Source organism: Janthinobacterium sp. JC611 (assembly GCF_018682595.1).
In the GTDB taxonomy this organism is placed as follows: Bacteria; Pseudomonadota; Gammaproteobacteria; order Burkholderiales; family Burkholderiaceae_D; genus Janthinobacterium.
In genome coordinates, this window is sequence record NZ_JAFLJN010000021.1 from 198,953 (window position 1) to 213,493 (window position 14,541).

Below are 14,541 nucleotides of genomic sequence, written 5' to 3' on the forward strand. Positions count from 1 at the left end.
TGTGCCCGTGAGGGGGAAGGGAAGCGCCATGGTTGCTGGCGCCATATCACGATGCACGGCGAGGCTGAAGCCAGTCTTAAATCAACGCAGGCGCGGCCGATGGCGTGAGCATTGTTGCGTGCACGCATCATGCTGGTTCAGGGACGCCGGCACGGCGCATGCGCATCGTCGTCGCCGTTGCGCCGGCGCTTGCCGTGCATCTCATCCCACAGCTCGCCGAGCGCCACCAGCAAGCCGCCGGCCACGAAGGGGATCGCCACCAGCCAGGGAATACTGTCGAGCCAGGGACCGAGCAGGATGGCCGAGGCGATGGCGATGATGATGGCGCTGTACCAGAAGCGGCGCGGATGCTGGAGCGTGAACAGGTAGTGAAGGTCGTTCATACATCCTCCTTGGTGAGCAGGTGGAACAGCCGGGCGGTCAAAATGCTGCTGACGGCGATGACGATGCAGCCATCGAGGAAAAACAGCACCTTGCCGACCAGGTGCATGCCCTGCACGAGATAGGCAGGCAATTCCTGCGCCTCCGCCCACTGCGTCATGCGCGCCAGCACGATGGCGGCGGCAAAGATGGCGACGGCCAATGCCAGCACCAGCAGCACATGTTCGAACAGGCGTAGTCGCAATTTCATGTTGGACTTGGCAAGGTTTGGAAGATTCCCGAATCTTGACGTTATCAGTCCGATATCGCGCTGCTTTGCGTTGTGACAAAGTCGCGGATGATAGGATCAACGTCGGGTTGCTGCCGGAAAAGTAGGCGATTTCAGGCCATGGCTTGCGGATTGCGCCGCTCAAAATACAGCAAGTCCGACCAGGCATTCTGGAAAAACATGGCTTGCTCCGACTTGCCGTACTGGTGAAAGCCGTTGCGCCGCATGACGGCGACCGACCCCAGGTTTTGCGGCCGCGCCGTCGCCTCCACGCGCCACAGTTCCAGTGCGCCGAACGCCTCTTCCAGCAACAGGGCCACCACGCGCGTGGCGTAGCCGCGTCCGCCGAACCGTTCGCCGATGCGGTAACCGAGCGTCGCCTTGTTGAAGTAGGGGCGCGTGACGGCCGTCAGGTTGACCCTGCCGATGATGTGTCCGTCCAGTTTGGCCAGGTATTGGTAGGCGCGGTCTTGCTGGCGCTCGCGCTGCGCCTGCTCGATGGCGGCGGCGATGGCTTCCTGGTGGTAATAGGATGGCGCGCGCGCCGTGACCCAGCTTTCAAAGTACGCGCGGTTTTCCAGTTCGAAGGCCAGCAAGGCGTCAATGTCGGCGCTGGAGGGGGGGAGCAGCTGAAGGCGGTCGAGGTCTGGCATGGGATCGTGTGGAAAAGGGATGCGCCATTATAATTAGCTGGCGCATTTCGGCGCACATGCTTGAATTGACGAAGGAGCAGCATGCTGTCCCATATTTGCCTCGGCACCAACGATTTTCCCCGCGCCTACGCTTTCTACACGGCCCTGACGCGAGAACTCGATTTGATCGAGAAATTTCATGATCCTGCCAAGCCTTGGGCAGGCTGGATGGCGCAGGATGCGCCGCGCCCCCTGTTCGTGCTGACGGCGCCGCATGACGGCTTGCCGGCCACTGCCGGCAATGGGCAGATGACGGCCTGGCTGGCGTCCAGCCGCGCCCAGGTGGACCGCAGTTACCAGGCCGTGCTGGCGCTGGGCGCCGTGTGCGAAGGGCCGCCCGGCTTGCGCCCCCATTACCACGCCCATTACTATGGCGCCTACTTCCGCGACCTCGACGGCAACAAACTGTGCGTCTGCTGCCACGCCGAAGAGTAGCTCAGCGCGCTCCCCAGACGTCGTCTTCCGTCCAGCCCAGCTCCGCAACATCCTGCGCCCGTTCGCCGGCTTCGCCCGCGCAATAGAATTCGTCAAGCTGGGGCGGCGCGATGCGCGTGCCGGCCAGCATGGCGTGCACTTGCCCCCGGTGATGGATCTGGTGCTGGAACAGGTGTGCCAGCATGCGCTGGCGTGTGTCGACTTGCGGCGTGTCGCGCAGGATCGTCACGGGCCGCGCCAGGTCCGCATCGCACAGGCTGCGGCAATGGGCGATCAGGCGCAGGTCCGAGGCGCGTTGCGCCGCGTGCAGGGCCGCGCAATCGGTGAACGGTTCATCCTGTTCAAAAAAGACGTAGCAATCTGCATGGGGCGCCGCGCCGCGCAGCTCGCGTTCGAGGGCGTCGAGATAAAACCAGTCGCACGTCAGAATATGGTTCAAGGTGAACTGGATGGTGGGAAAAAAACTCACGCGCGTGGCCTGGAACTCGGCCTCGGTCAGCTGCCCGCAAGCCTTCAGCAAGCGGTGGTTGGCCCAGGCGTTGTTATACGCCTGGCTGGTGACGTAGTGCGCAAGTGGATTGTTCATGAGGGGTCGCTTGTCGGGCATGGCAGGGGGCATGTCGTGCCACTGTAGCATGTTGCGGCAGGTGGACAAAGCGTTTACGCCAGCCGCACCAGGATTGCCGTCATCAAGTAAAATCGCGCAGCGGATGTCGCGATAGTGATGCATAAAGGTTTGGACGGCAAAATGGGTTGGATAGGAAAATTACTGAGCGGCGGCGACGACAAAAACAAGGCTGCGCCGGGCACGGCAGCGGCGGCGCCCGAGACGGCGCGGCAGCCAGCCACCCTCGCCGAAATCGATGCCATCTACTACCGCTGGCTGGCCGCCGCCGGTTCGGCGCAGGCGTCAAGGCAGGCCGAACAGCAGATTCTGGACGAGTTGACGCGCCTGGCCCGCGAACCGGTCGCCGGCGCCGCGCTGGTGCCGCGCATTCCGGCCATCATTCCGCAGTTGATGCGCACCTTGCAAAATGAAAACATGAGCGCGGCCGAGCTGTCGCGCCAGCTGGCCCAGGACGTGCTGCTGGTCGCCGAGGTCTACCGCGAGGCGAACCGCCCCCGCTACCATTCGCGCTACAACGCCAGCCCGTCGATCAACAACATGGAAGGCGCCATCATGCTGCTCGGGCAAAACGGCATGCGCATGCTGCTGGCCCGCGTCGCTTTCCGTCCCATTGTCAGCATGCAAAGCGGCGGACTGACCATACGCACGGCGCCGCTGATCTGGCGCCAGTCCGAGAAATGCGCGCTGGCGGCCAACCTGGTCGCGCCTGCGCTGCAGGCCAACGCCTTCGACGCCTATCTGGCGGGATTGATGGCCAACGTGGGCCTGGTGGTGGCCTTCCGCCTGATCGACCAGATGCACGCGCCCGACGCCTTTCCGCAATCGGACGCCTTCATTGCCCAGGTGTTTGCGCAGGCGCGCATCCTGTCGGTGCGGATCGCCGAATTATGGGAGTTTCCCGAATCCGTGACCCGCGCCATCGGCCAGGCCGACGCCGATCCCCAGGCGCAGGCGCTGGCGCTGGGCGACCGCTTGAGCAAGCTGCGCATGCTGGTCGATACGGGCCGCTTTCCTGTCGACGATCCCTTCGTGATGACGGGACTGAGCAAGGCCGAGCTGCAGGTGTTTGACAAGCTGGCCGACGACGAGGACGACGACGAGGAGTGATGGCCGCAGGCCGCTCAGCGCGCAAAATACAGCGCATGCAGGTGCTCGAGGTCGACATCGACGGCCGCCTGCGACAGCGCCACCTTGCCGCTTTGCATCAGGTAGACGTGATCGGCCACGCCCACGGCGCGCGCCGTGTTCTGCTCCACCAGGATGATGGTGCGCCGGCCATCGTTCAGGCGCGCGAGGATCTCGAACAACTCGTTGACCACCAGCGGCGCCAGGCCCAGCGACGGCTCGTCGATGATCAGCAGCGACGGGTCCGACATCAAGCCGCGCGCCATGGCCAGCATCTGTGCCTCGCCGCCGGAGAGCGACCCGGCCAGCTGCCTGCGGCGTTCGTGCAGGCGCGGGAACATGGCGTAGGCGTCGGCCAGGCGCGCCGGCATGTGGCTGCGGTGCTCCTTCGGGAAGGCGCCCATGATCAGGTTTTCTTCCACGCTCATGTCGCGAAACGTCATGCGCCCCTCGGGTATCATCGTCACGCGCGCGTCGCTCATCTTCCACGTCGGCGTGCCGTTGATGGCCGTGCCATCGAGGCGGATGCTGCCGGCGCCCACAGGCAGCAGGCCCATGATGGCGCGCAGCAGGGTCGTCTTGCCGGCGCCGTTCGGGCCGATGATGGTCGTCAGCTTGCCCTTCCGGATCGACAGCGATACATCCCACAGCACGTTGATGGCGCCATAGCCGGCGCGCAGATTGCTAATTTCAAGCATCGTTTCAGGCATGAACTGCTCCCGTGTAGCTTTCGATGACGGCCGGATCGCGGAACACGCAATCCGGCGTGCCATCGGCGATCAGCTGGCCGAAATTGAGCACGGCCACGCGCTGGCACAGATTGCTGATGGTTTCGATATCGTGCTCGATCATCACGATGCCCACGCCAAACTGCGCATGCAAGTCCTTCAGCATGCCCATGAAACGGCGCTTGCCGTTCGTTTCCAGGCCCGCCAGCACTTCGTCGAGCAGCAGCAGTTTCGGGTTCGTCGCCAGCGCCTTGGCCACTTCCAGCGCCTTCAGTTCCGTCAGCGCCAGTTCGCTGGCCGCGTCGCGCCGCGCCTTGTCCGCCAGGCTCGTGAAGTCGAGGATTTCATCGATCTTGCGCTGGTCTACCTTGCCGGTGCCGAAGCGCTGCGCCACGACGAGGTTTTCGCGCACCGTCAATTCATGCATCGGTTGCGGAATCTGGAAGGTGCGGCCCAGTCCCAGGCGGGCGCGCCGGTACATGGGCGTGGCCATGATGTCGCGCCCCTCGAAGCGGATGCCGCCGCCGGTGGGGCGCACCAGGCCGGAGATCGCGTTGAACAAGGTGGTCTTGCCGGCGCCGTTCGCGCCCACCAGGCCGATCACGTCGTGGCTGCCCACCTTCAGGGTGACGGCATCGACGGCCGTCAGGCCGCCGAAGCGCACGGACACATTATCGAGTTCAAGCATGTTGTTTCTCCTTGAGCGCCGCTTTTTTCAGCCATCTCCGCAGCAGCGGCAGCAAACCGTTCGGACTGAAGACGATCATCGCCACCAGCAGCACGCCCAGCACCAGCTGGTGCCCGGTGGGGATCAGCGACTTGAAGATCAGCTGGTCGACCAGGTAGACCACCACGGCGCCCAGCACGGGGCCGAGTATCGTGCGGTAGCCGCCGAAGATGGCCGCCACGATCGGCAAGGTCACCCACAGGCTGTTGAAGGCGTAGTCCGGCTCCAGGAAGTTGATGTAGTGGGCGTTGAAGGCGCCGAACAGGCCCGCCATGAAGGCCGACACGAGCAGCATCGCGCCTTTCAGCAGGGTGCTGTTGACGCCGACGACGCGCGTGGCGTCCTCGCTGTCGTGCATGGCGCGCAGGGCGATGCCGTAATGGCTGGCGCGGATGCGGCCGTAGGCGAACGCGCATGCCACCACCAGCGTCAGCACCACCAGGTAGGCGCCCGTCTTGCTGGCCAAATCGACGCCGAAGACGGTGGGCAAGGCCGGGATGTTGTTGATGCCGCCGGCGCCGCCCGTCACCGAACTCCATTCCGTGGCCAGGATGCGGAAGATGTGGGCGTAGGCGAGGATGGCCAGCGCAAAATACGGCCCGCGCAGGCGCAGCACGGGTAGCATGATGACGGCGGCGATGGCCGCCCCCGCGCCGCCGAGCAGCATGGCGGCAAACACGGGCAGGCCCAGTTTCACGGTGGCCAGCGCGGAGACATATGCGCCCACGCCGAAGAAGGCCGCATGGCCGAAGCTGACCATGCCGCCCAAATTACCCAGCAAGGCCCAGGACATGGCCACGCCGCCGATGATCAGGGCCGCCACCACCATGCTCATCACATACTGGTTGGCGCCCAGCGCCAGTGGCACGGCGATGTAGGCGGCCAGCAGCAGGCCCGCCGTGGAAATCAGTGTCGAGCGCTTCATCCGCGCCTCCGTTGTGCGCCGAACAAGCCGTTCGGCATGATGAACAGCACCAGCAGGAACAGCACCATGCCGGACAATTCCTGCAGCGCGGAGCTGGCCAGGGTGACGGTCAGCGCTTCGGCCACTCCCAGCAGCACGGCGGCCAGCAGCACGCCGGGGATGGAGCCGATGCCGGCCAAGACCGTGATGATGAAGGCTTTCACCGTCAGCGCGCCGCCGTAGGCCGGCTGGATCACGCCATAGCTGAACAGGGCGACGCCGGCGAAGGCGGCCAGGATGCCGGCGACGAGAAACGACACGAGTTCCGTGCGGCCCGGGTCGATGCCCATCAGCTTGGCCGCGTCGCGGTTGCTGGAGACGGCGCGCACGGCGCGGCCATACCAGCTGGTCGACAGCCAGCGCCACAGGGCCGCCATCAGCACCAGGCTGACGCCAAAGAAAATGACTTCGCTGCGCATGCTGAAGAACGGGCCGATTTCAAACCCTTCCTGCAGCCAGGTCGACGACGTCGAGCGGATGTCGGCCTTCCACACGAGCAGGATGAAATTGGTGAGGATCACGCCGATGCCGTAGGTGAGGATCAGCGAATTGATTTCGCGGTCTTTCTTGATGCGGCTGACGATCAGGTAGACGCCCACGGACGTCAGGCTGACGATCACCAGCGCGATGGGGATGGCGTACATGGGACCGAGTCCCAGGCCGGACTCCGCGCTGTAGGCGATGTAGGCGGCCAGCAGCACCAGTTCGCCATGCGCCAGGTTGATCACTTTCATGGTGCCGAAGACCAGCGCCAGTCCCAGCGCGATCAGGGCGTAGGAGCCGCCCTGCAGCAAGCCCGAATACAGGGCTTGCAAGATTAATTCTGTCATGTCGTCATCCCGTCAGGCTGCCCTGGCGCCGCGTGTGCACTGCGCAGGACTGCCGTTCATCGGTGCGCGCCGGAGCACGCGCGTGTGCAGCGGGAAGCTGCGGCTTACCAGGGCAGGGCGGGGTAATTCAGCTTGCCGGTCGCGTGTTCCTTCGGCCAGACGATCACCACCTTCTTGTCCTGGTGCTGCGCCATGCGGTGCACGAAGTTCTGGTTGTCGCCATTGGCGGCGAACTGCACCCGGCCGATCAGGGTTTCGCGGTCCGTCTTGCGCATTTCCTCGGCCACGCCGCCCTTCTTGAGCGTGCCCTTGTCGGCCGCGCGCGCGATGGCCTCGAACAGCAGCATCGATTGCACATAGCCGAACTGGCCCAGGTAATCGGGTTCCTTCTTGTACAACTGCTTGTAGGCGTCGCTGAAGACCTTGCCGTCGGCCGTCTTGAATTGCGTGGGGAAGGGCAGCAGGGCCGTGCCGAACACGTTCGGCATCAGGTCGGGGAAGTCGGCCGCCATTTTCGGCGTGGCCAGCGACCACACGCCCACCATGGCCTTGATCTTCGGTTTGAGCACGCGGGCGGCGCGGATGATGCCCACGTAATCGTTTTCGTAGCCCACCATGGCCACCACTTCCGACTTGTCCTGCAGCTTGATCTTGTTGATGATGGGCTTGAAGTCCGTGATGGCCGGGTCGAACGAGTGCGTCGTCACCTTCACGCCCTTGGCCGTCAGCGCCTTTTCCACGTCTTTCGCCAGGCCCGTGGTGGCGTCCTTGGTCGAATACACGATGGAGACGGACTTGGCGCCCACGTCCTGCAATAGTCCCAGCATGGCTTTTTCGTAGCCGGCCGTGTTATTGATGCGGAAAAAATTCTTGCGCCCGCTGGACACCAGACTGTCGTCCACACCGCCCGAGGTGATGTAGACGAGGCCCAGTTTATTCGCCGTGTCCGAGGCGGGCGAGATATTGTTCGAGCCATAGCCGCCCGTGATGGCCACCACGCCCTGGCTGGCCAGTTTTTCCACGGCGGCGATGGCCTTGGCCGGCGCCGATTCGTCGTCGACGGTGATGATCTTGACGGTGTGCTTGCCGTTGGTCTTGTTGAAGACCTCGGCCGCGACCATGATGCCTTCCTGCATGCCGGCGCCGACCCTGGCCAGGTTGCCCGTCAGCGGGATTTCCGCGCCGACCAGGAATTCGTCGGCGCTGGCCTGCGTCATCCAGGCGCTGGCAAGCAGCGCTGCCATGGCGATGCGTGTGTAGCTGCGTTTCATCGTGTCTCCTCCGGTGATGTGGCTTGGTTTTATTGTCTTGACTGGTAAAACATGGTCAACTTATCCGGCATTCTGCGCCAGTTGCCGCAGCTGCCCCTTTAAAATCTTGCCCGTGGCGGCCGCCGGCAGCGCGTCCATGACGATGATGGCGGACGGGCATTTGTACGGCGACAGGGTCTGCGCCAGCCAGGCCTGCAATTGTGCCACGCTGGCGGGCTGGCGCGGGTCCAGCTCCACATAGGCGATGACGTCCTCGTTGCCATCGGCGAGCGTGCGTCCCACGACGGCCGACTGCACCACGGATGGATGGGCGTTCAGGGCCGTTTCCACTTCCAGCGGATACACATTGAAGCCCGAGCGGATGATCAATTCCTTGGTGCGGCCGACAACAAACAGGGCGCCGTCGGGATCCTGGCGCGCCATGTCGCCCGTGTTGAGCCAGCCGCCGTCGCGCATCGTGGCCGCCGTCATGGCCGGTTCCCGGTAGTAGCCGGCCATGACGTTCGGCCCGCGTATCCACAATTCTCCCGCTTCGCCCGGCGCCACGTCCACGCCATCGAGGCTGACCACGCGCACTTCCACGCCGGGGATAGGCATGCCGACGGAATCGTCGCCGCGCGGCGCTTCCAGGCGCGTCTGGCTGATGGTGGGCGCGCTTTCCGTCATGCCGTAGCCATTGTGCAGCGCGGTGCCCAGCAGCTTTTCCACGTCGCGCTTGAGCGACGGCGCCAGCGGCGAGCCGCCCGCATACGCGAAGCGCAGCCGCGTGGGCAGCGGCGTGTCGGCGCCGCCCAGGGTTTGCAGCAGCCTGGCGTACATGGCGGGCACGCCCTGCACGATGGTCAGCTCGTCGTCCCTCAAGGCCGAGAGCAGGCCATCGACGGAAAAGCGCGGCACCAGGTACAGCGCGGCGCCCGCATACAGGGTGCCCAGGGCCACCGAGGCCAGGCCGTACACGTGCGAAATCGGCAGCACGCCGTAGGCGCGGTCGCTGCGCGTCAAGCCCCGCAAGGTGCTGGAGACGGCGGCGATGAACAGCAGGTTGCGGTGCGTGAGCATCACGCCCTTCGATTGGCCCGTCGTGCCCGTCGTGTAGATCAGCGCGGCCACCTGTTCGTTGCCGGCGACGGTCTCTTCGGCGATGGCAGCGTCGTTCAAGTCGCCGGCCAGCAGCTCGCCCATGCCGTCGACCGTGGCGCTTGCCGCGCCCAGACGTGCCGCATGGGCGGCCGCTTCCGGCGAGGCGCCGGCCAGGAACAGCACACGCCGCGCGGAACTGTGCGCGGCGATGGTGTCGATCTCGCGCGCCGACAGCCGCGCATTGACGTTGACGACCCACGCGTCGATGCTGGCGCAAGCGAAGATCAGCGCCACCTGCAGTGCGCAATTTTCACCCACCACCATCAGGCGGTCGCCGGCACGCACGCCCAGCCGGCGCAGCAGCTGCGCTGCGTCTTCCACACTGTGCTGCAGCTGCGCGTAGGTCCAGCTGCGGCCAGCTTCATGCAAGGCCGGCGCGTCGGGCGCGCGCATCGCCCAATAGATGGGGATGGCCGACAGGCGCGCCGGCAAGTGCGCCAGCAGGGCGGGAATGTCCATCGCGGCCTCCTTCACTTTTGCGCCGCCTTGATCATGTTGCGGGCGATGACGATCTGCTGGATCTGCGTCGTGCCTTCATAGATGCGGAACAGGCGCACGTCGCGGTAGAAGCGCTCGGCCGCGTATTCGCTGATGTAGCCGGCGCCGCCGTGGATCTGCACGGAGCGGTCGGCCACCCGGCCGCACATTTCGGAGGCGAACAGCTTGCAGCACGACGCCTCCGTCGAGATGTCTTCCTTGTTGTCGCGCCGGCGCGCCGCGTCGAGCACCATGCTGCGCGCCGCGTAAATTTCCGCCTTGCTGTCGGCCAGCATGGCCTGGATCAGCTGGAATTCGGCGATGGGCTGGCCGAACTGCTGGCGCTCCATGGCGTAGGCCAGGGCGTCGGCCAGCATGCGTTCGGCCGCGCCCACGCAGACGGCGGCGATGTGCAGGCGGCCCTTGTCGAGCACCTTCATGGCCGTCTTGAAACCCACGCCTTCCTTGCCGCCGATGAGGTTCGCGGCCGGCACACGGCAGTTTTCAAAAATGACGTCGCAGGTATGCGCGCCTTGCTGGCCCATCTTCCTGTCGATCTTGCCGAGTGAAAGGCCGGGCGTATCCTTTTCCACGATGAAGGCGGAAATGGCCGACGCGCCCCGCTTGGCGGGGTCCGTGCGCGCCATGACGGTGAAGATGCTGGCCTCGGGCGCGTTGGTGATGTAGCGCTTGCTGCCGTTGAGGATGTAATAGTCGCCGTCGCGCACGGCCGTCGTGCGCAGCGAGGCCGCGTCGGAGCCCGATCCCGCTTCCGTCAGGGCGAACGAGCCGATGATCTCGCCGGCGGCCAGCTTGGGCAGATAGTATTGTTTCTGCGCTTGCGTGCCGTCGATGACGATGCCTTGCGAGCCGATGCCGTTGTTCGTGCCGATCAGCGAGCGGAAGGCGGGCGAGGTGCGGGCGATTTCAAAGGCCACGCGCACTTCCTCTTCCATGCTCAGTTCCAGGCCGCCGTAGGCTTCCGGGATGGACAGGCCGAACAGGCCCAGTTCGCGCATCTGCGCGACGATGGCGGGCGGGATCGCATCCGTTTCAGCCACCAGCGCCTCGTTCGGCACCAGCACTTCGCGCACGAAACGGGCGATGCTGTCGAGCAGGATGTTCAGGGTTTCTTCGTCGCGTATCATCGGGGTCCTCGAAGGCGATATTGAGAAGGGGCGCGCAGTCTAACCGCGTCCCAGGTTTTTTTCCACTGTCTTGACCAGGGCCACCAGGCGCGGTCCCAGGTCGGACTCGAGTTTTTCGCGCGACAGCAGGAAGGCGGGTCCGCCGCAATTGAAGGCCATCACCTGTTCGCCGTCGGCTCCCAGCATGGGCACGCCCACGGCATGTACGTCGTTCTGCCATTCGCCGGCCGAGATGCAAAAGCCCCGGTCCTGGTAATCCTTGAAGCCTTGTTCGATGCCGGCCTTGATGCGCGGCCAGCGCTCCGTCTCGTGCACGCGCGCATGGTCCATCAGGTAGTCGCGCTCGGCCTGCGGCAGGATGCACAGCAGGGCCTTGCCCATGGCCGTCGTCATCAGGGGAATGCGCGAGCCGACGTCGAGGCGCAGGGTGACGTTGGCGCTGCTGCGGCACGTCTCCACATAGACCATGCTGAGGCGGTCGCGCGTGCCCAGCGACACGGAGGCCTGCGCATGTTCGGCCAGTTCCTCCATCAGCGGGCGCGCCATCTTGCGCACGTCGAGGTTCGACAGCATGCGGTAGCCGAGGGCCAGCACGCCGGCGCCCAGCTGGTACTTGCCCAGGCTGTCCGAGTAATTCAGGTAGCCGAGTTTGGTGAGGGTATAGGTCAGGCGCGAAATGGTGGGCTTGGGGATGCCCGTGCGCTTGGCCATGTCCGCGTTCGACAGATAGACTTCGCCAGGACGGAAGCAGCGCAGCACTTCCAGGCCCCGCGCCAGCGCGTTGACGAACTGGCGGTCCTTGCCTTCCTCGTCGTCGCCGAAGACGATGAGTTCCGGATCCGCTGCGGCTGGAATATTTGTCATATTGGCATTCATTTTCGAACTCCCTGGAAATCAGTTTGCCTAGCCAAATTCGACGTGTCAACCGTTTTGTGAAACATTCGTTCGCACAGCGAAATGCTGCGATGCGGGAAAAATGCGTGGAAAATTGACCTGTGCGCGCGCTTTCGGCCTTGTCGCTTGAATATCGCTATATACCTCTGTATATTGCGCCGCTGGATGACGGCCGCCACATGCGCGGCCGCTTTTTTTGTATTTTTTTGAGTATCGCTATATAAGACGATATATAACGAAGGATGGAAGAACAAGATGATGTTAAAACAGCTAATGGCGGGCGCCGTGATGCTGGCGCTGGCGCAGCAGGCCGCTGGCAAGGACGACGCGGATGCGGCGGCGCCTTTCGTGCTGGGCACGGTGACGGTGGTGGGGCAGCGTGAGCAGGCCGGCCAGGCGGAACAGCAGGTGGGCACGCAAGTGGGCCGCGCCGAGATGCGCCGCTTTAACCGCGACAACGTGGGCGACGCCTTGAATCTGCTGCCGGGCGTGTCGCTGTCGACGAATGCGCGCAACGAGAAAACCGTCGCCATCCGCGGCTTCGACTCTCGCCAGGTGCCGCTGTACATCGACGGCATTCCCGTCTACGTGCCGTATGACGGCTACGTCGATTTCAACCGATTCACCACCGGCGATCTGGCCGCCATCCAGGTGGCCAAGGGCTACAGCTCCGTGGCGTATGGCGCCAATACCCTGGGCGGCGCCATCAACCTGGTGTCGCGCAAGCCGTCCGCGCTGCTGGAAGGCGATACGTCCATCGGTTTCGGCTCGGGCAGCGAGCGCCAGCTGTCGGCCAACGTGGGCACGAACCAGGGCCTGTGGTATCTGCAGGCGGGCGTGTCCTACATCGACAGCGACGGCTTCCCCCTGTCGTCCGACTTCCGGCCCACGGCCACGGAAGATGGCGGCATGCGCAACAACGCCTACCGCAAGGATCATAAACTGTCGTTCAGGGTGGGCTACACGCCCGATGGCGCGCAGTCGGGCGACGAGTATGCACTGAGCTACTACAAGCAGCATGGCGAGAAGGGCCAGCCGCCGTCGACCCATCCCGTCGGCGCGCGCTACTGGCAGTGGCCGTACTGGAACAAGGAAAGCGTGTATGTCGTCTCGCAGACGCGCCTGGGCGCCGCCGAGCGCCTGAAACTGCGGCTGTACCACGACAGCTACGACAATGAAATCACGTCCTACACGAACGGCAGCTACACGACCCTGAAGACGAGCGGCCAGGGCAGCGTCAGCGGCGGGCGCAGCATCTACAACGACCGCACGAATGGCGGCGCGGTGGAACTCGAATCGTTCCGCCTGGCCGCGCACAGCCTGCGTTTTGTCGCCAGCTACAAGGCCGACGAGCACCAGGAGCTCGATGCCAAAGGCGTGCGCACCACCTGGTACAAGGATGCCCTGTGGACCCTGGGCGCGGAAGACAGCATCGCCCTCGATGCGGCGACGGAATTGTCGCTGGGCGTCTCGCGCAACGCGCTGCGCCCGGACACCGTCTACAGCGCCGGCAATGCCTACACCTTGCCAGCCAATCAATCGGCCACCGACCTGCAGGCGGGCCTGTTCCGCAAGATCGGCGCCGGCGCGCGCGTGTACGCCACCGTGGCGCGCAAATCGCGCCTGCCGACCCTGAAGGACCGCTACTCGCAGCGTCTGGGCACGTACATCGAGAACCCGGCCTTGCGCGCGGAAGAGGCGATGAATTATGAGCTCGGGTATCAAGCAAACGCGCTGGGCGCCAAGGTGGAAGCGGCGCTGTTCTACAGCGACGTGAAGGACAAGATCCAGAGCGTGGCGAACGTGTCGGGCGTGCGTTCGCAGATGCGCAACGCGGGCAGGGCGCACATCAGCGGCGTGGAGCTGGGTTTGCGCGGCGGCGCCGGCGCCTGGCTGGACTGGGGCGGGAATTACACCTACACCGACATGCGGAACGTCAGCGACCGCGCCACGCGCCTGACGGACGTGCCGCGCCACAAGCTGACGGCGCATGCCGTGCTGCACGCGGCGCGCCAGGTCGACGTGGTGGCCATCGCGGAAGCGAACAGCGGGCGCTGGGTGTCGAACACCCTGGAACTGGGTGGTTTTGCGACGCTGAACCTGAAGGTCGTGTACCGCCCCATGCCGGCCTTGACCCTGGAAGCGGGCGTGAGCAACGCGGCGGACCGCAATTACGCGCTGGCCGACGGTTTTCCCGGCGCGGGCCGCACCTGGCTGGCCAATGCGCAATACCAGTTCTGATTTTCTTTGAATGTTCCATGAAAGGACACCGCATGTTGAAGACCATACTGACCAGCCTCGTTTCGACCGCACTGCTGGCGGCGGCGCCCGCGTGGGCCGATCCGGCGCCGGCAAGCGAGAACATGAGCCACGCGCTCGCCGTGACGGGCAAGGTGGCAAGGCCATTGACCCTGACGGTGGCGGACCTGCGCGGCCTGCCGGCCGCCAATGGCGGGGAGCTCGCCGTCACGCGCCACAATGGGGATAAAGCCGAGACCATCACCAGCTATCGTGGCGTGCGCCTGCGCGACATCCTCGACAAGGCGGCGCTGGACGCGCCCGGCCACAACGACGCCAAGAAGATCGCCATCATCGCCACGGCCACGGATGGCTATGCGGTGGTGTTTTCCTGGGGCGAGCTGTATAACGCGCCGGCCGGCGAAGGCGTGATCGTCTACTACGAAAAAAACGGCAAGGCGCTCGACGACAGTGATGGCGAGATCGCCCTGATCTCGGCCAAGGATATCCGCACGGGGCCGCGCCACGTGAAGTGGCTGAACGGCATCGAGGTGCGAAAATTGGTGGAATAGAGGCATGCTGGGGTCTGACCCGC

16 protein-coding genes are annotated in these 14,541 nt (G+C 64.7%); 4 read left to right on the forward strand and 12 right to left on the reverse strand.

Translation table 11 applies throughout. The features are described from left to right. Window positions 1-137 precede the first annotated feature (137 nt). From J0O65_RS15270 to J0O65_RS15280, 3 genes are all read right to left on the reverse strand, one after another. Window positions 138-383: a hypothetical protein gene (locus tag J0O65_RS15270; RefSeq protein WP_215407975.1), complete on the reverse strand. Its 246-nt coding sequence runs from the start codon at window positions 381-383 to the stop codon at window positions 138-140. Then, window positions 380-631, reverse strand: a complete 252-nt coding sequence (locus J0O65_RS15275) for a hypothetical protein (RefSeq protein ID WP_215407976.1) — start codon at window positions 629-631, stop codon at window positions 380-382. The genes J0O65_RS15270 and J0O65_RS15275 overlap by 4 nt, the downstream gene beginning before the upstream one ends. A gap of 131 nt (window positions 632-762) precedes the next feature. Beyond that, window positions 763-1,302: a GNAT family N-acetyltransferase gene (locus J0O65_RS15280; RefSeq protein ID WP_215407977.1), complete on the reverse strand. Its 540-nt coding sequence runs from the start codon at window positions 1,300-1,302 to the stop codon at window positions 763-765. Between the two features lie 81 nt (window positions 1,303-1,383). Here J0O65_RS15280 and J0O65_RS15285 point away from each other — a divergent pair, with 81 nt between their 5' ends. After that, window positions 1,384-1,776 carry a VOC family protein gene (locus J0O65_RS15285; RefSeq protein ID WP_215407978.1) on the forward strand — a complete coding sequence of 131 codons (393 nt, stop codon included), beginning with the start codon at window positions 1,384-1,386 and terminating at the stop codon, window positions 1,774-1,776. Window position 1,777: 1 nt separating this feature from the next. Here J0O65_RS15285 and J0O65_RS15290 read toward each other — a convergent pair whose 3' ends face one another. Next, window positions 1,778-2,362, reverse strand: a complete 585-nt coding sequence (locus J0O65_RS15290) for a DinB family protein (protein ID WP_251373770.1) — start codon at window positions 2,360-2,362, stop codon at window positions 1,778-1,780. A gap of 162 nt (window positions 2,363-2,524) precedes the next feature. Between J0O65_RS15290 and J0O65_RS15295 the strand changes: the two genes are divergently transcribed. Beyond that, window positions 2,525-3,511 (forward strand): HDOD domain-containing protein, encoded by a 987-nt coding sequence (locus J0O65_RS15295; protein WP_215407979.1) that lies wholly within the window; start codon window positions 2,525-2,527, stop codon window positions 3,509-3,511. Window positions 3,512-3,525: 14 nt separating this feature from the next. On the opposite strand, the gene J0O65_RS15300 is transcribed toward J0O65_RS15295, so the two are convergent. The 8 genes from J0O65_RS15300 to J0O65_RS15335 form a co-directional block, all read right to left on the reverse strand. Beyond that, a complete protein-coding gene (locus J0O65_RS15300; protein ID WP_215408547.1) occupies window positions 3,526-4,227 on the reverse strand; it encodes an ABC transporter ATP-binding protein in 702 nt (233 codons plus the stop codon). Window positions 4,228-4,231: 4 nt separating this feature from the next. After that, the gene (locus J0O65_RS15305; RefSeq protein ID WP_215407980.1) at window positions 4,232-4,945 is read right to left on the reverse strand and encodes an ABC transporter ATP-binding protein; all 714 of its coding nucleotides are present in this window, start codon (window positions 4,943-4,945) and stop codon (window positions 4,232-4,234) included. Further along, complete coding sequence (locus J0O65_RS15310) at window positions 4,938-5,909, reverse strand: branched-chain amino acid ABC transporter permease (RefSeq protein WP_215407981.1); 972 nt, start codon at window positions 5,907-5,909, stop codon at window positions 4,938-4,940. Before J0O65_RS15310 ends, J0O65_RS15305 begins: the two co-directional genes overlap by 8 nt. Continuing rightward, window positions 5,906-6,778 (reverse strand): branched-chain amino acid ABC transporter permease, encoded by an 873-nt coding sequence (locus J0O65_RS15315; protein WP_215407982.1) that lies wholly within the window; start codon window positions 6,776-6,778, stop codon window positions 5,906-5,908. Before J0O65_RS15315 ends, J0O65_RS15310 begins: the two co-directional genes overlap by 4 nt. Before the next feature lie 104 nt (window positions 6,779-6,882). Continuing rightward, entirely contained in the window at window positions 6,883-8,049 is a 1,167-nt protein-coding gene (locus J0O65_RS15320; protein ID WP_215407983.1) for an ABC transporter substrate-binding protein, read from the reverse strand. A gap of 60 nt (window positions 8,050-8,109) precedes the next feature. After that, window positions 8,110-9,648, reverse strand: a complete 1,539-nt coding sequence (locus J0O65_RS15325; RefSeq protein ID WP_215407984.1) for a class I adenylate-forming enzyme family protein — start codon at window positions 9,646-9,648, stop codon at window positions 8,110-8,112. Window positions 9,649-9,659: 11 nt separating this feature from the next. After that, window positions 9,660-10,814, reverse strand: coding sequence for an acyl-CoA dehydrogenase family protein (locus J0O65_RS15330; protein WP_215407985.1), 1,155 nt, complete (start codon window positions 10,812-10,814; stop codon window positions 9,660-9,662). Window positions 10,815-10,853: 39 nt separating this feature from the next. After that, window positions 10,854-11,678 carry an IclR family transcriptional regulator gene (locus J0O65_RS15335; protein WP_215407986.1) on the reverse strand — a complete coding sequence of 275 codons (825 nt, stop codon included), beginning with the start codon at window positions 11,676-11,678 and terminating at the stop codon, window positions 10,854-10,856. Window positions 11,679-11,966: 288 nt separating this feature from the next. Between J0O65_RS15335 and J0O65_RS15340 the strand changes: the two genes are divergently transcribed. After that, window positions 11,967-13,949, forward strand: a complete 1,983-nt coding sequence (locus J0O65_RS15340; protein WP_251373771.1) for a TonB-dependent receptor plug domain-containing protein — start codon at window positions 11,967-11,969, stop codon at window positions 13,947-13,949. 32 nt (window positions 13,950-13,981) lie between these two features. Continuing rightward, window positions 13,982-14,518 carry a molybdopterin-dependent oxidoreductase gene (locus tag J0O65_RS15345; protein ID WP_215407988.1) on the forward strand — a complete coding sequence of 179 codons (537 nt, stop codon included), beginning with the start codon at window positions 13,982-13,984 and terminating at the stop codon, window positions 14,516-14,518. Window positions 14,519-14,541: the final 23 nt, after the last annotated feature.